Genomic DNA, 21,349 nt, shown 5'->3' with positions numbered 1-21,349 from the left:
ATGAGGCCCGGGGATGAGGGCCAGGGGATGAGGGCCAGGGGAAGCCCGGCACGCGTCCACGACAGATCACTTCGGCGGCCTTCCTGCCGATCGACTCCTGTCGTACAGTGTGGAACAGCTTTCCTCGTATTGGAACACCCTGAAGGATGTCGTCTGGTGGACGCCCCCTGGGAGGCGCTGGCCGGCGCCAGCGTGTTCGACCTGGCCCAGCCGATGCGCACCGGCATGCCGCAGTCGCCCAACCACGCGCCGTTCCGCATGCTGCTGGAGCGGCGTCATGGCGACATGGTCCGCTCCGACGGCGGCTCGGCGGCCAACGAGGTCATCGTCACCGGCGGCCACGTGGGCACCCATGTCGACGCGCTCGCCCATGTCTCGCAGGACGGGCTGCTGCACGGCGGGCTGGCGGCGGCCGGGGTGCAGAGCCACCAGGGCTTCACCGCTCTGGGCATCGACACGTTCACCCCGTACGTGGGCCGCGCCGTGCTCCTCGACGTGGCCGCCGCGCACGGCGTGGCGACGCTGCCGCCGGGCTACGAGATCACTCCTGGCGACCTGGACCGGGCGGCGCGGGGGCTGGACATCCGGGCCGGCGAGGCCCTGCTGGTCGGCACCGGCTGGTCACGGCACTGGGCGGACCCCGGCCTGTTCACCGGCCAGTCCCTGGGCGTCCCCGGTCCGGGCGCGGCGGCCGGGCGCTGGCTGGCCGAGCGGCGGCCGCGCCTGGTGGGAGCCGAGAGCATCGCCTTCGAGCACATCGCCCCCGGCCGCGGTCACGCCACGTTGCCCGTGCACCGGATCCTCCTCGTCGAGGCGGGGATCAACATCGTCGAGACCATGCGCCTGTCGGACCTCCTGGACGCCGGCCACCGGGAGTTCCTGCTCATCGTGAACCCGCTGCCGCTGGCCGGCGCGACCGGCGCCCCGGTCAGGCCGCTCGCCGTGGTCTGAGGACCGTCCGCCGGTGACGCGTCAGGCGTCGATCCTCAGGAGCTTGCCGAGCAGCGTGCCCAGCTGGGCGCGTTCCTCCGGCGTGAGAGACCGGAAGGTGTCGTCGAGAAAGGCCGGGATCGACGCCTGAGCCTCGGCCAGGCGCTGCCGGCCCGAGTCGGTGAGGGTGACGGCGTAGGAGCGGCGGTCGCGGGGATTGCGCTCCCTGCGTACGCGACCGGCCTGCTCCAGGTCGTCACAGACGCTGACCATGACGCTGCGGTCGATGCGCAGCTCCTCGCTGAGCGTCTGCTGGGAGCAGGGGCCGACGGCGTCGAGCATCTGGAGCACGAGTTGCTGCCCCACCCCGAGGCCCTCTTCCGCGGCGTGCGTGTCCGCGGCGCGCGCCACGGCGGCCGAGGCGCGGCACAGCGCGATGTCCAGCCGCTCGGCGGCCAGCTGCGGAAAATACGTCGGCCGCACGCGATCGCCGGTCCTGGTCGTGGTCGCCATCGATCTCCTCTTCGCTGAGCCGCCAGCCTACCGCACAATCGTTTCCACACCGATCGTTTGACAGCAGATGATTTGCAGCCATACGGTCCAATCCGTCTGCCAGCAAATTGTTTGTACTCAGATGGAGTGGACGTGTCCCGAACCGACGGCCGCAAACAGGCGGCCCTGGTGTTGTTGTGCGCAGCGGTGTTCCTGGACTCGATGGACCTGTCGCTGATGGGCGTGGCCCTGCCCGCCATCGGGCGCGACCTGTCGCTGCCGGAGAGCGTCCTGCAGTGGCTGATGTCCGGCTACGCGGTCGCCTACGGCGGGTTCCTGCTGCTCGGCGGCCGGATCGCCGACCTGTTCGGCCGGCGCCGCGTGTTCCTGGCGTCGCTCGCGGTCTTCGCGGCGGCGAGCCTGGCCGGCGGGCTGCTCTCGGAGGGCTGGCCGCTGGTCGTCACCAGAGTGGTCAAGGGGCTGGCGGCGGCGCTGACCGCGCCCGCGGCGCTGTCGCTCATCACCACCACCTTCGCCGAGGGGCCGCGGCGCAACCGGGCGCTGGGGGTCTACTCGCTGGCCGGGGCGACCGGCTACACCGCCGGGCTGATCGCCTCCGGCCTGCTCACCGAGATCAGCTGGCGGCTGGTGTTCTTCCTTCCGGTCCCCGTCGCCCTGCTCGTGCTGGCCACGGCGCCGCTGGTGCTGCCGCGCGGCGCCCGGCCGCCCGGGGCGCGCGAGGGCTTCGACGCCGCCGGCGCGGTCGCGGTCACCGGCGGGGTGCTGCTGCTGGTGTTCGCACTGACGGAACGGAACTGGCCGGCCGGTCTCATGGCCGTGCTCCTGCTCGGCGCCTTCGTGGTCATCGAGCGACGGCGATCCGCGCCGCTCGTCCCGCTGGAGGTGTTCAGGTCCGCCACGGTGAGCGCCGCCAACCTCGCGGCGCTGGCCTGGGCGTGCGCGACCATCGGCTGGCAGTTCGTCGCCGTCCTGTACCTGCAGCAGGTGCTCGGCTACAGCCCGCTGGCCACCGGACTCGGGATCGTCCCCATGGGCCTGGCCATCGTCGTCGCCGCCAACCTGGCCGGCCGGCTGATCAGCCGATGGGGGCTGGGCCGCGTCGCCGCCGCCGGGATGCTGGTCCAGGGGGCGGGGATCCTGCTGTTCCTGAGGGCCGGGGCCACCGGCGACTATCTCACGGTGCTGCTGCCCGCGCTGGTCGTCCACGGCATCGGCAACGGGCTGTCCTTCCCCAGCCTCAACATCGCCGCCGTCGGCGGCCTGCCGGACGAGCGGCAGGGCCTGGCCTCGGGACTGATCACCTCCTCGGTCCAGATCGGCGCCGGGATCGGCGTCGCGGCGCTGGCCGCCGTCATGACCCTGGGCGGGTCCGTGCTGGCCGGATACCGGATCGCCTTCCTCACCGCGGGCGGCTTCTCCCTGCTGGGCGCCCTCATCGCGTACGCCGGCCTGCGCGCCCCCCGGCCCGTCCCCACCATCGCCCGGCAAGGAGCCACCTCATGACGCTGAACCTCACCCCTGACGAGCTGCTCAGCACCACCCGCGCGGTGCGCAGGCGCCTGGACCTCACCCGCCCGGTGCCCCGCGAGCTGATCGAGGAGTGCGTGGACCTGGCCGTGCAGGCGCCGACCGGGCGCAACCGGCAGCGCTGGCACTTCCTCGTCGTCACCGAGCCGGCGCAGCGGCGGGCCGTGGCCGACCTCTTCCTGCGCGCCCTGCCACTGGCCATCGGCCAGCCGCTGACCGAGCGCGACGTGTGGCGCATGAACTACCACGCCGGCTCCACCGACCGGGTCTTCGACGGGCTGCGCCACCTGGCCGACAACATCCACCGGGTACCCGCGTTCGTCATCCCCGGCGTGGAGGGACGCACCGATCACGCGCCGGTGGCCGTGCAGGCGGGCGCGTGGGGGTCGATCCTGCCGGCGGTGTGGAGCTTCATGCTGGCCGCGCGGGCACGCGGGCTGGGCACGGTGTGGACCACCGCGCAGGGGCCGCTCGAACGCGAGCTGTCCGAGGTCCTGGGGGTGCCGTACGACGAGGTCATGCTGGCGGCCTTCATCCCGCTGGCCTTCACCCTCGGCACCGGCTTCAAGCCGGCTCCCCGGATCCCGCGTGCGGAGGTCCTGCACTGGGAGCGGTGGTGACGTCCTGATCCCGTGAGGGGCCCGGCACGTCGGGCCCCATGGCCCGTACGACGTCGGCCACCTCCTCCACCACGGCCCGCGTGGGCCGCTGGCATACCAGCCACGTGGTCATCGCGGCCTGCGGCAGCCCTTCGACGGCCCGCCAGCTCCAGCCGGGCAGCCGCAGCGCGGCGGTGTGCGAGGTGACCAGCGCGGCGTCGCACCCGCTCGCCCGCGCGCACGGCAGCACGTGCTCGGTGAACTGGGCGAACTGCCAGTACGGCCGGACCCCGGCGGCCAGCACGGCCGCGGTGACGCTCTCGCGGGAGGGCTCACGTTCGCGAGCGTGCGCGAGCACCCGCAGGCCGTGCAGGTCGCCGACCCGGAACCGGGGCTCCCCGGCCAGCGGATGGCCGGGCGCCAGCGCGATGCCGAGAACCTCCTCGCGCACCGGCCACGAGGCGTGGTGGCCGGCCGGCTCCCGGTGGACCAGGCACAGATCGAGCCTGCCCTCGTGCAGCAGGCGAAGCTGCTCGTAGCTCGTGGCCTCCACGTAGTTCAGCTCGGCGTGCGGCAGCGCCTCGCCCACCGCCTCGACGATGGCCGACAGCCACGAGCCGGGCGTCGCGGGAGGCACCCCGAGCGAGACCAGCTGCCGCGCCCGCGCCGCCTCCGAGACGATCTCCTGGGTGGCCGCGGCCAGGCCCAGGAGCTGCCGGGCGTGCTGCAGCAGCGCCTCCCCGCTCGGCGTGAGCCGCACGCCCCGGGAGGTGCGGTCGAACAGCCGCTGGCCGAGCCGCCGTTCGAGCTCCATGATCTGCCGGCTCAGCGACGGCTGCGAGACCAGCAGGCGCTGCGCGGCCTGGTAGAACGAGCCCTCCTCCGCCACCGCGGCGAAGTAGCGCAGGTGCCGAAGTTCCACGGCCTCTCCTCACCCGAGCGCTCGGCTATGCCCACAGAACATAGCAAAGGTGCCTAGAAGGACTTGGACTGCGAGGTACGCCCGGCTCTGTACTGGTGTGGACCGACATCACTGATGGTGACGGGACACGGTGAGCAGCTCGACATGCTGCGTACTTCGAGGAGAAAGATGAGGCTTGGCGTGTGTTCGGCGTGCCTGCCGGAGCTGACGCCGCAGCAGGCGATCGAGGCGACGGCCGCGGCGGGGTATGCCGGAATCGAATGGCGGGTCTCCGCCGAGACCGGCTCGCCGGGCCCGGCGGACTTCCTGTCGAACAACCGCTGCACCCTGCGCCCGGACAGGACCGCCGTCCGCCGGGCGCGGGAGCTGTGCGACGGCGCCGGCCTGGCCGTCGCCGGCCTGAACGGCTACCTCGCGGCCGGCGACCTGCCGGGGGTCGAGCACCTGATGAGCCTGGCGGCCGAGGCCGGGGCGCCACGGGTGCGCCTGTGGGCCCCGCGCCTGGCCGGCGGCGGCTTCCACCGGGCGCTCGGCCAGGCGATCGAGTTCTTCGACCAGGTCGCGGAGCTGGCCGGCCGCTTCGGCGTCCAGGCGCTGCTGGAGATGCACCAGCGCACGATCTGCCCGAGCACGGCGCTGGCCGTGCGGGTCGTCGGGCATCTGCCCCCGCACCTGGTGGGCGTCATCTACGACCCCGGCAACGGCGTGCTGGAGGGGTCGGAGGATCCCCGGATGGCCCTGGAGATCCTCGGCGAGCACCTGGCCCACGTGCACATCAAGAACGTCGCCTTCGAACGCCCCCAGGACGGCGGCCCGTGGCGGCCTCGCTGGATGCCGATGCACGACGGCGTGCTCGACGTGCCCGCGATCCTGCGGCTGCTGGAGCAGACCGGCTACCGCGGGTGGGTGTCGGTGGAGGACTTCAGCACCGGCCGGCCGCCACGCGAGTCCCTCGCCGCCAACGCCGCCTACCTGCGCGGCCACGCCACGTTCGAGCCGGTGGCAGGAGTGCGGCGATGAGCGCGAGAGGGGCGATCGTCACCGGAGGAGCGGGCGTCCTCGGCACGGCCATCGCCGCCCAGCTGGCCGCCGACGGGTACGAGGTGACGCTGTTCGACATCGACGAGCAGGCCGTCGCCGGCGCGGCGGACCGGCTGTCGGCGGGCGGCCGGACGGTCCGGGCCCGCCGGGTGGACGTGAGCGACGCCGAGGACGTCCGCGACGGGATCGCGCGCGTGGTGGAGGCGGGCGGGCGCCTGGACTGCCTGGTGAACAACGCCGCCGTCAACCTCCGCCGCCCCCTGGCCGGTCAGACTCCCGGCGACTGGGACAGGATGATGGCGGTGAACGTACGCGGGCCGATGCTGCTGGCCCAGGCGATGCGGCCCTGGTGGCAGCGCCACGGCTGGGGCCGGGTGATCAGCCTGGGCTCCCGCACCTGGCTCGGCGGCGGCCCCACGGGCTACGTCACCTCCAAGGCGGCCGTCGTCGGCCTGACCAGGACGCTCGCCGTCGAGCTCGGCCCGCTCGGCGTCACCGTCAACGCCGTGGCGCCCAGCGTGGTGGAGACCCCCTTGACCAGGTCGGGGCGTACCGATGAGGAGTTCGCGGAGTTCACCGGCCACCACCGGGCGATGACGCCGCTCGGCCGGCTCGCCCGGCCGCAGGACGTGGCCGACGCCGTGGCCTTCCTCGCCGGCGACCGGGCCGCCTTCATCACCGGCGAAGTCCTGCACGTGTGCGGCGGCGCCCAGCTCGCGCCCCCGGCCTGACGATCGATCTGCGAAGAGAGCCTCCCGTGCCCTATCTCGAACGTCTCGGCGTGCGCCTGTTCTACGCCGACTACTCCCCCGCGCCCGGCGCCCGTTCGCCGCTCGACGTGCTCCTCGTGCACGGAATGTGGGGCGCGGCGGAAGGATGGATCTACCAGATCCCCGCCCTGCGCGCCCGTCACCGCACCGTGGCGGTGGACCTGCGCGGTCACGGACGCTCCGGCAGCCCCCCGGGGGGCTACGACGTCGGCGACCACGCCGAGGATCTGGCGGCCCTGATCCGCCACGCCGGGCTGGCGCCGGCGGTGGTGCTCGCCCACTCGATGGGCTGCTCGGTGGCCTCCGTCCTGGCCGCCCGCCACCCCGATCTCGTCCGCGCCCTGGTGATGATCGACCCCGACTACGCCGGCGACGCCGGGGACCGGGAGTGGATGGCCCGGGTGGCGGACGACCTGGAGGGTCCGGACGCCGACGAGATCGCCCAGGGCCTGATCAGCGACCGCTTCCACGTGCCGGCCACTCCCGGGCACCTGCGTGCCTGGCACCTGCTGGAGGTCCTGGCCCGGCCGGCCTGGGTCAGGGCCCGGACTTTCCGGCACAGCGCCTTCGGCCCGAACAGCGTGCGCTTCCGTCCCCAGGCCGAGCCCGTCCTGCGCCGGCGCCGCCAGCCGGTGCTGGCCTTCCACCGGCACGCGGCGCGGGCCCAGGTGGAGCGGATGTGCCTGTCCCACGACTACAGCCAGGTGGTGCTGCGCCCCCACGCGGGCCACTTCATCCATCAAGAGCTGCCCGACGACGTCAACGACTCCCTCATGCGCTGGCTGTCCGGTCTCCCCCGATAGCCGACCGCACCCCCCGGAAAGGAAGCAAGCAGCAGTGACAGTCAACGAGAACCTGGCGCACGACGCCGCAATCCCCCGATCCGCGCCCGGCGGGGCGGCCCGCGCCTGGGGCGTCACGGCCGTGCTCGTCCTCTCCGCGGTGGTGGTGTTCCTGGACAAGGCCCTGCTGGGCCTGGTCGCCAAGCCGATGAGCGCCGAACTGGGCATGTCCGCCGCCGGTTTCGGCAGTCTGGGCAGCGCCTCCTATCTCCTGTTCGGCGCGACCTGCATCGCCGTCAGCTTCGCCGCGCAGCGGATCTCCCCGCGATGGGTGCTGCTGGTCTGCGGCCTGCTGTGGGCCGCCGGCCAGGTGCCCGCCGTCGTCGCCGCCACCGGCGGCATGCTGTACGCCAGCCGGATCCTCGTCGGAGCCGCGGAAGGACCGGCCAACCCCCTGTCCATGACCGTGCTGTACTCGTGGTTCCCCAACGAGCGGCGCGGCCTGCCGCAGGCGCTCTACACCGCGGGCGCCGCCATCGCGAAGATCGCCATGGCGCCCCTCCTGACGTTGATCATCATCGGGTTCGGCTGGCGGGCCGGCTTCCTCACCGTGGGAGCGCTCGCGCTCGGCTGGTCGCTGCTGTGGCTGGCCACCGGGCGGCTCGGCCCGTACGGAGCCGCGTCCGGCCGCGCCGGCCGGTCGCGGCCCGGCCAGGCGGACCGCGTCCCCTGGCGGCGCGCGCTGCTCAACCGCACCTTCATCGGCTGCTTCATCGCCTACTTCGCCCAGAACGCGCTCGCCGCCATCGTCTTCACCTGGCTGCCCTCCTACTTCGAGAACGCGCTCGGCTTCTCGCCGGAAGTGGCCGGATCGCTGTTCGGGCTGCCCAGCGCGCTCGGCATCGTGGCGCTGGTCGCCACCGGCGCGGTCACCGACCGGCTGCTCCGCCGGGGCGTCTCCTCCAGGCGGGCGCGCGGCCTGCTCGGGGGCGCCTGCCTCGTCGGCGCCGGCATCCTGCTGACCTGCCTGCCGCTGATCCACACCCCGCTGCCCGCCATCGCGCTCCTGATGCTCGGCTACGGCATCTCGGTCACCGTCAACACCTTCGCCAACCCGGCCGTGGCCGAGCTCGTGCCCGCCGCCCAGCGGGCCGGCATCCTCGGGGTCTTCTCCGGGCTCAGCGTCAGCGCGGGGATCGCCAGCCCCGTCATCACCGGCTGGCTGCTGGATCGGGCCACCACCCCCGAAGCGGGCTACACCACCGCCTTCCTGCTCAGCGGCATCCTGCTCGTCGTGGCCGGGGCGCTGTTCGCGCTGCTGGTCGACCCCGAGCGCGACCGCCACGTCCCCGCCAGGAGTGACCATGTCCTTGCCTGAATCGCCGCACCACCTGCTGAACCTCACCCCGGACGAGCTGCTCGGCACCACCCGCGCGGTCCGCCGCAGGCTGGATGTCACCAGACCGGTCCCGCGCGAGGTGCTCCTCGACTGCGCCCGCCTGGCCCAGCAGGCGCCCACCGGCCGCAACCGGCAACGCTGGGACTTCGTCTTCGTCACCGACCCCGACCGGCGGCGCGCGCTGGCCGAGCTGTGGCGGCGCGGCCTGGACAGCCCCGCGGCCCCGAACTCCCACGACGGCCCCAGCCGCCACGACTTCACCCCGGGGACGGGCTGGCAGGCGATCGCCGACAGCCTGCGCCATCTCGTCGACATCCTGGACCAGGTGCCGGTCCTGCTGGTGCCGTGCATCCGGGTGGGGTCGCGGGCGGAGCTGGACGATCCGGCCACCCAGGCCGGCACCTGGGGCTCGGTGCTGCCCGCCGTGTGGAGCTTCATGCTGGCCGCGCGCAGCCGCGGGCTCGGCACCGTGTGGACCACCCCGCACCTGAGTTACGAACGCGAGGCAGCCACGCTGCTCGGCCTGCCGTACGAGACGACCGTCCAGTGCGCGCTGATCCCCGTCGCCTGGACGATCGGCACGCGGTTCAAGCCCGCCCGCCGCGTGCCGGTCACCGAGGTCGTCCACTGGGAGCACTGGTAGAGCCCGCCGAGGCGAGCCTGGGACACACCCGCGATCGCGCACCGGCCGGAGCTCATGCATTCTGCACGCCGGCCGGTGCACGGCGAACTACCTCCGCGGAGGCCCCTTCACCAGGATGGAGGCATGAGTTCAGACATCATCCCCTTCCGGATAGAGATCCCCCAGGCCGACCTGGACGACCTGCAGACGCGGCTCGACATCGCCCGCTTCACCGACGAGGTCTCCGATGCCTACGGCGTGAGCGTCGCGCGGGTCCGGCGGCTGGCCGAGTACTGGCGCGACGGCTACGACTGGCGGGCCTGGGAGAGCCGGCTCAACGTCCACCCGCAGTTCGTCACCGAGATCGACGGGCAGCGCATCCACTTCGTCCACGTGCGATCAGCCGATCCGGACGCGCTGCCGCTGATCCTCACCCACGGCTGGCCGGGCACGTTCGTGGAGTTCCTCGACGTCATCGAGCCGCTGTCGAAGGACTTCCACCTGGTCATCCCGTCACTGCCCGGGTTCGCCTTCTCCGGGCCGACCTCCGAGGGCGGCTGGGGCACCGTACGCACCGCCCGGGCCTGGGCGGAGCTGATGGCCCGCCTGGGGTACGAGCGCTACGGCGCGGTCGGCAACGACGGCGGTTCGATGGTGTCGCCGGAGATCGGCCGCACCGCCACGTCGAACGTGGTGGGCGTGCACGTCACGCAGATCTTCTCCTTCCCCTCCGGCGACCCCGCCGACTTCGTGGACATGACCGAGGAGGAGCAGGCCGCGATGGAGGTGCTCCAGCGGTTCTGGGAGGAGATGGGCGCCTTCAACACGCTGCACTCGCAGCAGCCGCAGACGCTGGCCCACGCGCTCGCCGACTCCCCGGTCGGCCTGCTGGGCTGGCAGATCCAGCTGTTCGACCTCGAGCTCGACGACGACTTCGTGCTCACCAACGTCGCGCTCTACTGGCTCACCGGCACCGCCGGCTCGGCGATCCGGTTCTACTACGAGGACGCCAAGGCCCCCGCGCCGCCGGCCGAGCCCACCACGACGCCGATCGGGCTCGCCTCGGCCAAGGGCGACTTCCAGTCCATCCGGCGCTTCGCCGAACGTGACCACAAGAACATCGTGCAGTGGCACATGTACGAGAGCGGCGGTCACTACGCGGCTCATCTGGCACCCGAGGTGTACGCGGGTGACGTCCGGGCGTTCTTCACCAGGCTGCTCCAGGACTAACGGGGCACCGCCGCGACCAGGGCGAACGTGCCGTCGCCCCGGTCGCCCGCGGTGAACGTGCCGCCCGCGGACCCGACCCTGGCCGCCAGGCCGGCCAGCCCGCCGCCGCCGGTCCCGGGCACGGCCCGCGTGACGCCATCGTTGGTGACGCGCAGCCGTACCTCGCCGCCGTCCGCCTCCACCGCGATCGTGCACTGCCGTGCGGCCGAGTGCCGGACGACGTTGGTGGCGGCCTCGCGCAGGACCGTGGCCAGCACCGGGCAGGGCTCCGCGTCGCCGGCCCGCACCCGGACCTCGACGCCGGCGGAGTCGAGCAGCGAGCGGGCGGACTCGATCTCCTCCCGCAGGCTGAGCCCGGCGCCGCCGGAGGTGATCGAGCGCACGTCGGCGAGCCCGCGCAGCGCCAGCGGGCGCACGTCCGCCAGCAGGGCGGCCGCCTTGCCCGGGTCGTCGCCGAGCGCGCGCAGGGCCAGCTCGGCCTTGAGCGTGATGGCCGACAGCGTGATGCCGAGCAGGTCGTGCACGTCCCTCGCCACCCGGAGGCGCTCGGTGACCACGGCGCTCCTGGTGATCTGCCTGCGCAGATCGCGCAGGTGCCGGGCCGCCTCGGGGAACCGGTTGAAGGCGAACACGCCGACGGCGACGCCGATCGCCGAGGCGACCTGGTAGAGCTCGTAGCCGCCCACGTCGGGGTAGAGCCGCAGCAGCAGCCCGGTGGCGACGGCGGCGGCCCCGACGATGGGCACCGACCAGCGGGCGGGCAGCCACAGCAGGGTGTTCGCCACGGCCAGGCTGAGCAGCGCCGACATGGTGCCGTCGCCGAGGTGGACGACGGCGGCGCCGATGAGGAGGATGTGCAGCGGGAGCGTCCAGCGCCAGGCCCGCGGCACCGACGCCCTGGGCACGCCGTGATACAGCTGGAACGCCACGGCCAGGAGCGCGGCCGCCCCGGCGACGGCCCAGTGGAGCGGGCTCGTGGCGGCGCCGTCCCCGACATTGGTGAGCGCGATGGCGGCGACGTTGACGGTCATCGCGGTGAGGGCCCACTGCGAGAGTCTCGTGGATTCGTCCGGCAGGTCGGTCCGGCCCTCGGGGAGCGGCTCGCGCGGGGCGGCGGCGACCGTTCTGGCCTCCGCGGCCGCCTCTCGGGAGATCTCCGCGATGCCGGTGAGCAGGCCGGGGGTGTGCGGGACCTGGCGGGAGGCGCGCAGGATGCCGACGAGCCGGTCGCCGATGGCTCTGCGCAGCTCGCCGGCCGCCCGCAGGCGCTCGTTCGCCGCCTCCATCCCGGCGAGCTGGCGGTTGGCCGTCTGGGTCTCGGTGAGCAGCACGGCCAGCCGTACCAGGGCGAACAGGGTCAGCCCCATGTTCATGTCGATGATCGTGAAGCTGGCCGTCGTGCCGAGGTCGGGGCCGTGCAGCACGGCCGCCACCGCGGTGTCGGCCAGCAGCACCGCGCCGAACAGCAGCCAGCCCGCCGGGCCCGCCACGCTCAGGGGCATGGCAGCGGCCAGCGGCCCGGCGATGGGCCCCCACAGCATGGGAAAGGCGAGGTAGGGGCCGAAGGTCGCGGCCCCGAGGACGGGAACGGCGCCCCTGCCGAGCCGGCCGCCCCTGGCCGCCAGCGCGAAGAGGGCGACGACGGCCAGGATGAGGCCCAGGCAGATCCCGAGGACGAGCGGGGAGGACTGCCCCCTCGCGTTCGCCATGGCGACGACGATCGTGAAGCGGGTCGGGACGAGAAGGGCGATGTAGCCGAGCACGAGAGCCCAGCCCGTGGACGGCCCGAGCAGCGCCTGTCCGTTTCCTCCCGCTATGGTCACCTGCGTTGTTTTACCACGCCTAGGATGCGAACTGTGATTCGTGTGCTCATAGCGGAGGATGTCCGGATACTCCGGGAGGCGCTGGCCACCCTGCTCGGCTACGAGGAGGACATGGAGATCGTGGCCGAGGTGAGCACAGGCGACGCCATCGTGCCCGCCGCTCTCGCCCACCGGCCGGACGTCGCCGTGCTCGACATCGACCTTCCCGTGCTCGACGGCCTGGCCGCCGCGGCCGAGCTGCACGAGCGGCTGCCGGGCTGCCGGGTGCTGATCCTCACCGCACTGGGCAGGCCGGGCAACCTGCGGCGCGGGGTCTCGGCGCACGTGTCCGGCTTCATGCTCAAGGACGCCCGCCCGCGGGACCTGGTGAACGCGATCCGCGAGATCGCGGCCGGCGGCCGGGTCATCGACCAGCACCTCGCCTACGCCGCGCTCGACATGCTGGCCAGCCCGCTCACCGAACGCGAGGCCGACGTCCTGCGCCTGACCGGCGCCGGCGCCGCGCCCCGGGGCATCGCCAAGGACCTGAACCTGAGCTACGGCACCGTGCGCAACTACCTGGCCTCCGCCGTGACCAAGCTGAACGCCCGCACCCGGTCGGACGCGGTCCGCATCGCCACCGAGGCGGGCTGGCTCTGACGTTTCCCCGGACGGCCGGGCCGAAAAGCCTTTGCCCGCGCTCCTCGCGCCCCAGCATGATCGAGTATGGCGACGACACGGGAGCTGCTCGCTTACTACGAGCAGGACAGAGAGCACGGCCGCCTTCGCGCGGGCCGCGGCCGGCTGGAGTTCTGGCGGACGCAGGACGTCCTGCGCCGGGTGCTGCCGCCGGCGCCCGCCCGGGTGCTGGACGTGGGCGGCGGCACGGGCGTGCACGCCGAGTGGCTGGCCGCCGACGGTCATGACGTCGAGCTGCTGGACCCCGTCCCCCTGCACGTGCGGCGGGCGCGCGAGCTGGCCGGGGTGACGGCGCGGCAGGGCGATGCGCGGCGGCTGCCGGTGCCGGATGAGAGCGTGGACGTCGTCCTGCTCCTGGGCCCGCTCTATCACCTGACCGAGCGGGCCGACCGGGTCAAGGCACTGGCCGAAGCCAGGCGGGCCGTACGTCCCGGCGGCCTGGTGGTGGCGGCGACCATCAGCCGCTACTCGGCCGTCCACGACGGGGTGTACCAGGGCTTCTACGCCGACGCCGATTTCCGCGCCGCGGCCTCGGACGCCGCCGCGGGCGGGGTGATGCGGTCGCCGAGGTCGGGGTTCACCGCGTATTTCCACGATCCGGCGCACATCCCGCCGGAGTTCGCCGACGCCGGGTTTCCCGAAGTGCGGCACTTCGGGCTGCAGGGCGCCTTCTGGCTGTACGGCGACGTCGACGACTGGCTCGACGATCCAGCCCGCCGCGCCCTCATGATGGACGCGCTGCGATCGATGGAGTCGGTGCCGTCGCTGCTCGGGGTCAGCGGGCACATCCTCACCGTCGCCCGCCGCGATCGGTAGCGGCGGGCTCAGCTCGCCTCCACGGCCCGCAGGCAGCGGGCGGCCTGGGCGCGCAGGGCCCCGGCGAGGGCCGGCGGGCCGCTGACGAGGGTGAAGCCGACGTCCACCGAAGTGATCATCCAGACCAGCGCCGACGGGGTCTCGGCGCCGACGTGCAGCAGGCAGCTGTGGTCGTCGACGGCCTCGACGACGCCCATCCCCGGCCACACCCGGTCGGCCACGGCTTCCGCCGACTCGTGCAGCCTGACGGTCGCCTGGCACGGCCAGGTCCGTGAGGAGAGCTGGTGTGCCAGGTAGGCCGCGACGTCGCCGTCGGGCGGCGGCCGGGGCGTGAATCGCGGGCCGGCCGGCGTACGCGGCCGCAGCCGGTCCACCCGGAAGGTGCGCCAGTCGTCCCGGCCGGTGTCCCAGGCGACGAGATACCAGTGCCGGCCGAAGCTGACCAGGCTGTGCGGCTCGACGGACCGGACCGTGTCGCCGTGGCGCGGGCTGGTGTAGTCGAAGCGCAGCCGCTCGTGGCGACGGCAGGCGTCGGCGATCGCCATCAGCGTGTCCGGGCTCACCGCGGGCCCGGTGCCGCCGACCCTGACGGTCGCCGTGTGCAGCGTGTTCACCCGATGACGCAGCCGGGAGGGCAGGACCTGTTCGAGCTTGGTCAGCGCGCGCAGCGAGGTCTCCTCGATCCCGGCGACCGAGCCGCCCGCCGACGTGCGCAGCCCGACCGCCACGGCCACCGCCTCGTCGTCGTCGAGCAGCAGGGGCGGCAGCGACGCGCCGGCCCCCAGCTGGTAGCCGGCGGTCCCCTGCACGGCGTTCACCGGATAGCCGAGCGTGCGCAGCCGCTCGACGTCCCGGCGAACCGTGCGCATGGTGACGCCCAGGCGGCCGGCGAGCTCGGCCCCCGACCAGTCGCGGTGGGTCTGCAAGAGCGACAGCAGCCTGAGCAGCCGCGCGGAGGTCCCCGACATGTCCTCAAGGTTGCCAGACGCTTAGGACCGAACGCGTCCTAAGCGCTTCGTAGGTTCACCGGCATGACGAACATCCGTTCCTTTCGCATCGACATCCCGCAGGCCCAGCTCGACGATCTCGGCGCGCGGCTGGCCGGCACCCGCTGGCCGGACGAGCTGCCTGGCGTGGGCTGGAGCCGAGGGGTGCCGCTCGGTTACCTGAAGGACCTGGCCGCGTACTGGCGCACCGGCTACGACTGGCGGGCGCAGGAGGCGGCGCTCAACGCGTACCCGCACCACCTCACCACCATCGGCGAGCAGAACCTCCATTTCCTGCACGTGCGATCACCCGAGCCCGACGCCACGCCGTTGCTGCTGCTGCACGGCTGGCCGGGCGGGTTCACGGACTTCCTCGACGTGATCGGCCCGCTGTCCGATCCCCGCGCGCACGGCGGCGACCCGGCGGACGCCTTCCATCTGGTGATCCCGTCGTTGCCGGGGTTCGGGTTCTCCACGCCGCTGGCCGGGCCGGGCATGGGCGCGGCCAGGATGGCCGGGGTGCTCGTGGAGCTGATGTCCCGGCTCGGGTACCGGCGCTACGGCGTGCACGGCTACGACACCGGCTCGTGGGTCGCCCCCGAGATGGGCAAGCAGGACCCGGACCGCGTCGCGGGCGTCCACGTCAACGCCCTGATCACCTTCCCGGTCGGGGCGGAGGGCGAGATGGAGGGCCTGTCCGAGGTCGAGCAGCGGCGCTGGCAGGCGATGCAGAGCTTCAACGACGGCTATCTGCAGTGCAACTCCAAGCGGCCGCAGACGGTGGCCTACGGCCTGCACGATTCACCCGTCGGGCAGCTCGCCTGGATCGTGGAGAAGTTCAAGGAGCTCACCGAGCCCGAGGAGGGGCTGCCCGAGGACAGCATCGATCGCGACCGCATCCTGACCGGCGTCTGCCTGTACTGGCTGACCGGCACGGCCGGGTCGGCGGCGCAGGTCTACTACGAGGAGATCTCCGCGAACGACTGGAGCGCCGAGGCGGCCGGCGGGGACTGGGGCGACGGCGCGGAGGAGTGGGCGGCGCCCCAGCACGGGACGGTGCCGACCGGTGTGCTGGTCTCCAAGCATGACGTGACCATCCGCCGCTGGGCCGAACGCGATCACCACGTCGTGCGCTGGACCGAGCTCGGCGCGGGCGGGCACTTCCTCGCGATGGAGGCCCCGGACCTGCTGATCGGCGACCTTCGGGAGTTCTTCCGCAAGCTGCGCTGAGGCGGCGCCGGCCGTCCGGGGCCGGGCGCCGGTCACCCCAGCTCGGCGCGTACGACCGGCGCCACCTCGGCGAAGAAGCGCTCCAGATGGCCGGTGGTCGTCGCGGCATCGGTGAAGAAGAAGCCCTCGAAACCGACGCCGAACAGCTCGTTGCCGAACTGCCCGTGCAGGGCCAGGAGCTTGTCGGCGACCTGCGCCGGGCTGCCGATCAGCGCCGAGCCCCGCTCGGCGAAGTCCTCCAGGCTCTCGTAGGGGAAGCCGCCGGCCGCCGCGACCGGCAGGCGCCGGAACCGCTCGAACGCCGGGCGGGCCAGCTCGTACGCATCCTGGGACCTGGTGGCGATCACCGGAGAGTGCGCGCCCACGGCCAGCGGGATGTCCGCCGGGTCGTGGCCGTGGTGCACCAGCCGCTCGCGGTAGTGCCGGACGAGCCCCAGATAGTGCTCGACCGGCTTGAAGCCGTTGGCGGAGTACAGGGGGTCGCCCCAGGTCGCGGCCAGCTCGGTGGAGCGCTCGCTGGAGGCCGAGCCGTGCCAGACCCGGGGCGCGGGCCGCTGGTAGGGCCGCGGCCGGGTGGTCGCCTCGCGCAGCTCCGGCCGGAACCGTCCCGACCACGTGACCGACTCCTCCCGCCACAGCCGCCGTAACAGCTCGTAGCCCTCCTCCAGCCGGTCCCACTGCTCCTCCTGCGGCACCCCGAGCAGTTGCAGCGACGGCTGGTCGTTGCCCTTGCCGATGATCAGCTCCAGCCGTCCGCCGCTGACGTGGTCGAGCATGGCGTAGTCCTCGGCCACGCGTACCGGGTCGTTGAGCGGCAGCACGGTCACCGTCGTGAACAGCCGGATGGAGGTGGTCCTGGCGGCGATGTGGGCGAGCAGCACCGCGGGAGAGGAGGACAGGAAGCCGGGGTTGTGCCGCTCACCCACCCCGAACGCGTCGTAGCCGACCTGCTCGGCCCACACCGCGAGGTCCACGGTGGCGCGGAGCCGGTCGTGCTCGGTCTCTCCGGGCAGCGACAGGGCCGGGTCGGTCGACAACAGCGTGCTCGCGAGGAATTTCATGCCCAGGCCCATCTTTACCTGAAATCTCTACCTGAACACTAGGTTATAGGATCGTGCCCGCGGAAGATCGGCACCCGGGTTCATCTCCTGAGGTGTCCGTGCCGGCGGAGGGGGCCGCCTCAGCCGTCTCACGAGCGGCGCCTGTGCCGCCCCCGAGAGGCCCCAATGCTCCTAGCGCCGTCCTCCGGAGCCCATCGTCCGGTCCATGAAGGCCCTGATCCGGCCGTCGGTGGCCGCCGTGGTCCACAGGTGCGCGGTGGCCGGCTCGGCGACCCGCTCCAGCCGCTCGTTCACCTCGCGCCGGAGCTGCGCCTTGGTGTGCCGGAAGACGTCGGCCGGGATGCCGTCGAGCCCGCGGCCATGATCCGGTGGGCAGGAACTCCGCCACGTACGCGGCGCCGCCGTCCACGACCCGCCTGAGATCGACGCCCGCCGAGAACGCCCGCCCGGCCCCGGTCACCACCACGGCACGGACCGGTCCTTCCGGTTCGTCCAGATCGCGCATCGTCCGCCCGATCGCCCGGCACAGCTCCAGGTCCAGGGCATTGACCTTGCCATGAGCCAGCCGTACGACCCCGATGCCGTCCACCACGTCGACCTCGATCACCGCGCTACCTCCCGCACTTCGGCTCCGATCCAGCGATGATCCAGGTTCGCGCGAACGGCGGCCCGGAACCAGCCGCCCGGTGGCGCGGGTCGTCAGAACGCGCCGCCGAACATCTGACCGGCCATCCGGAGAGAGGCGTCGACGGTGTCGAAGCCGCGCGGGACCATGACCCGCTCGTACGCGGCGACCGCCTCGACGAGCGACGTGCCGCCGCGTACGGCCGCCAGCAGCTCGCCGGCCAGCGACGCGGCGTCCTGCAAGGCGGTGTTCGCGCCGACACCGCCGGTCGGCGGCATGAGATGGGCGGCGTCGCCGAGCAGCGTGACCGGGCCGGGCCGCCACGCCTCGACGCGCTCGGCGGCCCGGATGGCGATCGGGAAGAACGTCTCGACGTCGGCGTGCGCGAACAGCTCCCTGATCGCCGGATGCCACCCGGCGATGACCTCGGCCGAGAGCTGCCACAGCTGCGCCGGCGAAAGCGCGAAGAGCTTCTCGTCGGAGATCCCGAGGCGCTCGGCGGTCAGGACGAGGGTGGTCATCAGATAGTCGGCCGCGCCGGCGGGCCTGGACCGGAACCGCATGGGCCCGAAGCCGGCGCCGCACCCGTCGTCGTCGGAGACCCAGCAGAAGCCGCGCTCGAAATCCTCCGGGATGAGGGCGCGGGTGCTCTCGTCGATCGTCATCCGGCCGTAGAGGCAGCGCAGGCCGAGGTCCTTGACGCCGGCGTGCGGGAGCAGCCGACGGCGCACCGCCGAACGGCCGCCGTCCGCGCCGATCAGCAGATCGCCCTCGTCGCCGCCTTCGGCGAACTCCACCCGCACCCGGCCGGCCTCGGTGATCCGGTAGCCGGTCACCGTCCGCCCGAAATGGACGACGCCGGCCAGCCCGGTCAGCAGGCTTTGCCGGAAGGCGTTGCGGTCCACATGGGTGATCAGGTCGGCGGGGATCCCGGGGAAGGTCTGCGCCGTCACCTGCTCCAGCCGGTGGGTGTAGGTGGCCACCAGGTCGTTGGTGACCCCGCTGGTGCGCCGTACGAGGTCGAGCGCCGGTGGAGGCAGGCAGGACGCGAGCGCGGCGTTGCCGTCCTGGTCGATGTGGATGCGGTAGCCCTGGTTGCGGACCTCGGGCGACGGGTCCCGCTCGTAGACGGCGACGTCCAGGCCGCCCTGGCGCAGCGCCTGCGCCAGGGCCAGCCCGCCGACGCCGGCTCCGGCGATGAGGATGCGTACGTCATCAGACATCTCGATGTCCTTCGTGGTGGGGAGCGCGCTGCGAAAGAGCGGCGCCCCGCCATCATCAAGCGCCTGTATACTCTTGTCAAACGTTCACTTGATTAAGGTACGCAGATGTTTGGCCGGAGGGTTCCGGACGCGTGGTCGTCACCCCGCGGGCCGGGCGGAAGGTGTGGCCATTTGTCCGCCCGGCCCCTCGGCGTCCTGCTCGGCGTGGATCGCGGCCGGCCTTCAGCGCCGCTCTTCGATGCGGATCATGTTGCCAGCGGGGTCGCGGAAGGCGCAGTCGCGGACGCCGTACGGCTGGTCGGTCGGCTCCTGGACCACATCGGCGCCGGCGGCCTGCACCCGCTCGAACGTGCCGTCGAGGTCCTTGGTGGCCAGGACGACGCCGGCGTAGGTGCCCTTGGCCATCATCTCGGCGATCATTTTGCGCTCGTCCTCCGTGACGCCGGGGTCGGCGGCCGGTGGCTCCAGGACGATGGACGTGCCCGGCTGGCCGGCCGGGCCGACCGTGATCCAGCGCATCCCGTCGTATCCGACGTCGCCGCGCACCTCGAAGCCGAGGACGTCGCGGTAGAAGGCCAGAGAGGTGTCCGGGTCGTCGTGCGGGAGGAAGCTTGAGTAAATGGAGATGTCCATGGCGGTCACGCTAACCGCGCCCGGTGACCGGCGCTTCTTGAATCCTGACGGAACCGGTCACGGCCGGGGCGCCGCGGAGAGGTCATTCGGGGCGGCCGGGGGAGATCAAGCCGGTCTCGTAGGCGAGGACGACGGCTTGGACGCGGTCGCGCAGGCCGAGTTTCGACAGGATGCGGGCGACGTGGGTCTTCACCGTCGTCGCGCTGAGGGTCAGCCGCTCGGCCAGCTCGGCGTTGCTCAGACCGGTGGCGAGCAGGCGCAGCACCTCCAGCTCCCGCGGCGTGAGCTCCGACAGATCCCGGTGCAGGACCGACCTGACGTCGTCGCGGCGGGCGAACCGCTCCACCAGCCGGCGGGTGATCGTCGGCGCGAGCAGGGCGTCGCCGGAGCGGACCAGACGTACCGAGGCGACCAGGTGCTCGGGGGTGACGTCCTTGAGCAGGAAGCCGCTGGCCCCCGCCGTGAGCGCGGCGTACACGTAATGGTCGAGATCGTACGTGGTCAGGATGAGGACGCGGGTCTCGCCCGCGCCGCCCGTCACGATCTGCCGGGTGGCTTCGATGCCGTCCGTACGCGGCATCCGGATGTCCATGAGCACGACGTCGGGCCTGGTGCGCCGGACGGCGGCGACCGCTTCCGCGCCGTCGGCCGCCTCGGCCACCACGTCGATGCCGTCGGCGCTGAGTATCATCCGGAACCCGGTACGGACCAGCGCCTGGTCGTCGGCGATGACGGCACGCAAAGGCGCACTCACTAGGTCCTCCATGGGATGCGGGCCTTGAGCCGGTATCCGCCCCCGGCTCCGCGGGCGGTCTCCAGGGTCCCACCGTAGAGGGCGAGCCGCTCGCGCAGCCCGATCAGCCCGCGGCCGCTGCCGGTCCGCGCCTGGGCGGCCGGCCGGCCGCCGGTGTCGGTGACCTCGATCTCCAGCAGGTCGCCGTCGTGGCCGATCGCGACGGAGGCGGCCGCGCCGGCGGCGTGCTTCATGGTGTTGGTCAGAGCCTCCTGTACGACGCGGTAGACCGCCAGGTCGAGCCCCGGAGGAAGCGGGCCGCGCGGCGGCGAGACCTTGACGTCCACGGACACCCCGGCCGCGCGAACCCGCTCGATGAGGCCGTCGAGCTGGTCGAGCCCCGGCTGCGGTTCGAGCCCGTCGCGACGGCCGTTCTCCTGGCCGGCCAGCAGGCCCATGACGTTGCGCAGCTCGCCCATGGCGGCCCGGCCGCACGTCTCGATCGCCAGCAGGGCCTGCTTGGCCTGCTCCGGCCGGCCGTCCAGGACTTTGCGCGCCGCGCCGGCCTGGATCACCATCATGCTGACGTTGTGCGTCACCACGTCATGCAGCTCGCTCGCGATCCGGGAGCGCTCGGCCTCGATCGCCTCGCGCATGGCGTCCTGCTGAGCCCGCTGCAGCTCGGCGAGCCGATGCCGGCTGTCCTGCCAGAACCGGACGAGGCTCGCCGCGGCCGCGGCGCTGATCAGGATGACGTACGGGCCCAGCCAGCTGGGCAGACTGGGCAGGCTGGGGGCTATGTCCCCGTCCGCGGCGGCGGCGAGCACGGCCGCGAGGACGATGCTCACGGCCGCGGGCACCCGGTTGCGGGCGTGCGCGATGGCGCTGTAGGCGGCGATCGCGGCGGTCAGCACGGTGATCCACGTCTCGCCTCCGGCCGTGGCCAGCGTCGCGGCCAGCACCGCCCAGAAGGTGGTGAGGGGAAACCGGCGCCGGGCCGCCAGGGGTAAGGCGGTGAGCATCACCAGGAGCAGCGGCGGGTCGTACGCGTCGAACCCGGCCTGCGCGGGCCGGGCGGGCCGGACCGGGCCGGGAGAGCGCGCGCCGGCACTCCCATCGGACGCCGGGGGCGGCCGGACAGCCGTCGAGGACGGCTCGGCGGTCGCCGGAGGGACGGTCGCGGATCTGTCTCTTATACAAATCTCC

General features: G+C 72.9%; 22 protein-coding genes. 12 read left to right on the top strand and 10 right to left on the bottom strand.

Annotated elements, in window-relative coordinates; translation table 11 throughout:
• Window positions 1-156: 156 nt before the first annotated feature.
• Window positions 157-951, top strand: coding sequence for a cyclase family protein (locus tag ETD85_RS38175; protein WP_206059127.1), 795 nt, complete (start codon window positions 157-159; stop codon window positions 949-951).
• 21 nt (window positions 952-972) lie between these two features.
• On the opposite strand, the gene ETD85_RS38170 is transcribed toward ETD85_RS38175, so the two are convergent.
• Window positions 973-1,443 carry a MarR family winged helix-turn-helix transcriptional regulator gene (locus tag ETD85_RS38170; RefSeq protein WP_138694700.1) on the bottom strand — a complete coding sequence of 157 codons (471 nt, stop codon included), beginning with the start codon at window positions 1,441-1,443 and terminating at the stop codon, window positions 973-975.
• 132 nt (window positions 1,444-1,575) lie between these two features.
• Between ETD85_RS38170 and ETD85_RS38165 the strand changes: the two genes are divergently transcribed.
• Together ETD85_RS38165 and ETD85_RS38160 are read left to right on the top strand one after the other, a co-directional pair.
• Window positions 1,576-2,946 carry an MFS transporter gene (locus tag ETD85_RS38165; RefSeq protein ID WP_138694699.1) on the top strand — a complete coding sequence of 457 codons (1,371 nt, stop codon included), beginning with the start codon at window positions 1,576-1,578 and terminating at the stop codon, window positions 2,944-2,946.
• The gene (locus ETD85_RS38160; RefSeq protein ID WP_138694698.1) at window positions 2,943-3,590 is read left to right on the top strand and encodes a nitroreductase family protein; all 648 of its coding nucleotides are present in this window, start codon (window positions 2,943-2,945) and stop codon (window positions 3,588-3,590) included. The genes ETD85_RS38165 and ETD85_RS38160 overlap by 4 nt, the downstream gene beginning before the upstream one ends.
• On the opposite strand, the gene ETD85_RS38155 is transcribed toward ETD85_RS38160, so the two are convergent.
• The gene (locus ETD85_RS38155) at window positions 3,535-4,491 is read right to left on the bottom strand and encodes a LysR family transcriptional regulator (RefSeq protein ID WP_138694697.1); all 957 of its coding nucleotides are present in this window, start codon (window positions 4,489-4,491) and stop codon (window positions 3,535-3,537) included. The genes ETD85_RS38160 and ETD85_RS38155 overlap by 56 nt on opposite strands.
• Before the next feature lie 168 nt (window positions 4,492-4,659).
• Here ETD85_RS38155 and ETD85_RS38150 point away from each other — a divergent pair, with 168 nt between their 5' ends.
• The 6 genes from ETD85_RS38150 (at window position 4,660) to ETD85_RS38125 (ending at window position 10,335) form a co-directional block, all read left to right on the top strand.
• On the top strand, window positions 4,660-5,511 hold the full coding sequence (locus tag ETD85_RS38150; RefSeq protein WP_138694696.1) for a sugar phosphate isomerase/epimerase family protein: 852 nt from the start codon (window positions 4,660-4,662) through the stop codon (window positions 5,509-5,511).
• Window positions 5,508-6,263 (top strand): SDR family NAD(P)-dependent oxidoreductase, encoded by a 756-nt coding sequence (locus ETD85_RS38145; RefSeq protein ID WP_138694695.1) that lies wholly within the window; start codon window positions 5,508-5,510, stop codon window positions 6,261-6,263. Before ETD85_RS38150 ends, ETD85_RS38145 begins: the two co-directional genes overlap by 4 nt.
• Window positions 6,264-6,289: 26 nt before the next feature.
• Window positions 6,290-7,105: an alpha/beta fold hydrolase gene (locus ETD85_RS38140; RefSeq protein WP_138694694.1), complete on the top strand. Its 816-nt coding sequence runs from the start codon at window positions 6,290-6,292 to the stop codon at window positions 7,103-7,105.
• A 34-nt stretch (window positions 7,106-7,139) separates the two neighbouring features.
• Window positions 7,140-8,462, top strand: a complete 1,323-nt coding sequence (locus ETD85_RS38135; RefSeq protein WP_170247067.1) for an MFS transporter — start codon at window positions 7,140-7,142, stop codon at window positions 8,460-8,462.
• On the top strand, window positions 8,449-9,126 hold the full coding sequence (locus ETD85_RS38130) for a nitroreductase family protein (protein WP_138694692.1): 678 nt from the start codon (window positions 8,449-8,451) through the stop codon (window positions 9,124-9,126). Before ETD85_RS38135 ends, ETD85_RS38130 begins: the two co-directional genes overlap by 14 nt.
• Window positions 9,127-9,249: 123 nt before the next feature.
• Entirely contained in the window at window positions 9,250-10,335 is a 1,086-nt protein-coding gene (locus tag ETD85_RS38125; RefSeq protein ID WP_138694691.1) for an epoxide hydrolase family protein, read from the top strand.
• Here ETD85_RS38125 and ETD85_RS38120 read toward each other — a convergent pair.
• Window positions 10,332-12,158 (bottom strand): sensor histidine kinase, encoded by a 1,827-nt coding sequence (locus ETD85_RS38120; RefSeq protein WP_138694690.1) that lies wholly within the window; start codon window positions 12,156-12,158, stop codon window positions 10,332-10,334. The genes ETD85_RS38125 and ETD85_RS38120 overlap by 4 nt on opposite strands.
• Before the next feature lie 33 nt (window positions 12,159-12,191).
• Here ETD85_RS38120 and ETD85_RS38115 point away from each other — a divergent pair, with 33 nt between their 5' ends.
• A complete protein-coding gene (locus ETD85_RS38115; RefSeq protein WP_138694689.1) occupies window positions 12,192-12,797 on the top strand; it encodes a response regulator transcription factor in 606 nt (201 codons plus the stop codon).
• 66 nt (window positions 12,798-12,863) lie between these two features.
• On the top strand, window positions 12,864-13,652 hold the full coding sequence (locus ETD85_RS38110) for a class I SAM-dependent methyltransferase (RefSeq protein WP_138694688.1): 789 nt from the start codon (window positions 12,864-12,866) through the stop codon (window positions 13,650-13,652).
• 8 nt (window positions 13,653-13,660) lie between these two features.
• Here ETD85_RS38110 and ETD85_RS38105 read toward each other — a convergent pair whose 3' ends face one another.
• On the bottom strand, window positions 13,661-14,620 hold the full coding sequence (locus ETD85_RS38105) for a helix-turn-helix transcriptional regulator (RefSeq protein ID WP_138694687.1): 960 nt from the start codon (window positions 14,618-14,620) through the stop codon (window positions 13,661-13,663).
• 63 nt (window positions 14,621-14,683) lie between these two features.
• Here ETD85_RS38105 and ETD85_RS38100 point away from each other — a divergent pair, with 63 nt between their 5' ends.
• Window positions 14,684-15,868, top strand: a complete 1,185-nt coding sequence (locus ETD85_RS38100) for an epoxide hydrolase family protein (RefSeq protein WP_138694686.1) — start codon at window positions 14,684-14,686, stop codon at window positions 15,866-15,868.
• A gap of 32 nt (window positions 15,869-15,900) precedes the next feature.
• On the opposite strand, the gene ETD85_RS38095 is transcribed toward ETD85_RS38100, so the two are convergent.
• From ETD85_RS38095 to ETD85_RS38075, 6 genes are all read right to left on the bottom strand, one after another.
• Window positions 15,901-16,929, bottom strand: a complete 1,029-nt coding sequence (locus ETD85_RS38095) for an LLM class flavin-dependent oxidoreductase (protein ID WP_138694685.1) — start codon at window positions 16,927-16,929, stop codon at window positions 15,901-15,903.
• Window positions 16,930-17,100: 171 nt separating this feature from the next.
• Window positions 17,101-17,223 (bottom strand): hypothetical protein, encoded by a 123-nt coding sequence (locus tag ETD85_RS67010; protein WP_276617306.1) that lies wholly within the window; start codon window positions 17,221-17,223, stop codon window positions 17,101-17,103.
• Window positions 17,224-17,628: 405 nt separating this feature from the next.
• Window positions 17,629-18,777, bottom strand: coding sequence for an FAD-dependent oxidoreductase (locus ETD85_RS38090; protein ID WP_138694708.1), 1,149 nt, complete (start codon window positions 18,775-18,777; stop codon window positions 17,629-17,631).
• A gap of 222 nt (window positions 18,778-18,999) precedes the next feature.
• A complete protein-coding gene (locus tag ETD85_RS38085) occupies window positions 19,000-19,410 on the bottom strand; it encodes a VOC family protein (protein WP_138694684.1) in 411 nt (136 codons plus the stop codon).
• Window positions 19,411-19,492: 82 nt separating this feature from the next.
• Window positions 19,493-20,164 carry a response regulator gene (locus ETD85_RS38080; protein WP_240779695.1) on the bottom strand — a complete coding sequence of 224 codons (672 nt, stop codon included), beginning with the start codon at window positions 20,162-20,164 and terminating at the stop codon, window positions 19,493-19,495.
• The coding region (locus ETD85_RS38075; protein ID WP_240779694.1) for a sensor histidine kinase at window positions 20,164-21,349 on the bottom strand (1,186 nt) is incomplete at its 5' end. The genes ETD85_RS38075 and ETD85_RS38080, both read right to left, overlap by 1 nt.

This window comes from Nonomuraea zeae (genome assembly GCF_005889725.1).
In the GTDB taxonomy this organism is placed as follows: Bacteria; Actinomycetota; Actinomycetes; order Streptosporangiales; family Streptosporangiaceae; genus Nonomuraea; species Nonomuraea zeae.
The sequence above is the reverse complement of the archived record's forward strand: the minus strand, read 5'-3'. Positions and strand labels throughout refer to the sequence as shown.

Coding starts and splice junctions, on each gene's coding strand:
- ETD85_RS38100 (WP_138694686.1), top strand. CDS start 14,684: ATGACGAACATCCGTTCCTTTCGCATCGACATCCCGCAGGCCCAGCTC.
- ETD85_RS38150 (WP_138694696.1), top strand. CDS start 4,660: ATGAGGCTTGGCGTGTGTTCGGCGTGCCTGCCGGAGCTGACGCCGCAG.
- ETD85_RS38095 (WP_138694685.1), bottom strand. CDS start 16,929: ATGAAATTCCTCGCGAGCACGCTGTTGTCGACCGACCCGGCCCTGTCG.
- ETD85_RS38145 (WP_138694695.1), top strand. CDS start 5,508: ATGAGCGCGAGAGGGGCGATCGTCACCGGAGGAGCGGGCGTCCTCGGC.
- ETD85_RS38170 (WP_138694700.1), bottom strand. CDS start 1,443: ATGGCGACCACGACCAGGACCGGCGATCGCGTGCGGCCGACGTATTTT.
- ETD85_RS38125 (WP_138694691.1), top strand. CDS start 9,250: ATGAGTTCAGACATCATCCCCTTCCGGATAGAGATCCCCCAGGCCGAC.
- ETD85_RS38085 (WP_138694684.1), bottom strand. CDS start 19,410: ATGGACATCTCCATTTACTCAAGCTTCCTCCCGCACGACGACCCGGAC.
- ETD85_RS38105 (WP_138694687.1), bottom strand. CDS start 14,620: ATGTCGGGGACCTCCGCGCGGCTGCTCAGGCTGCTGTCGCTCTTGCAG.
- ETD85_RS38110 (WP_138694688.1), top strand. CDS start 12,864: ATGGCGACGACACGGGAGCTGCTCGCTTACTACGAGCAGGACAGAGAG.
- ETD85_RS38130 (WP_138694692.1), top strand. CDS start 8,449: ATGTCCTTGCCTGAATCGCCGCACCACCTGCTGAACCTCACCCCGGAC.
- ETD85_RS38160 (WP_138694698.1), top strand. CDS start 2,943: ATGACGCTGAACCTCACCCCTGACGAGCTGCTCAGCACCACCCGCGCG.
- ETD85_RS38090 (WP_138694708.1), bottom strand. CDS start 18,777: ATGTCTGATGACGTACGCATCCTCATCGCCGGAGCCGGCGTCGGCGGG.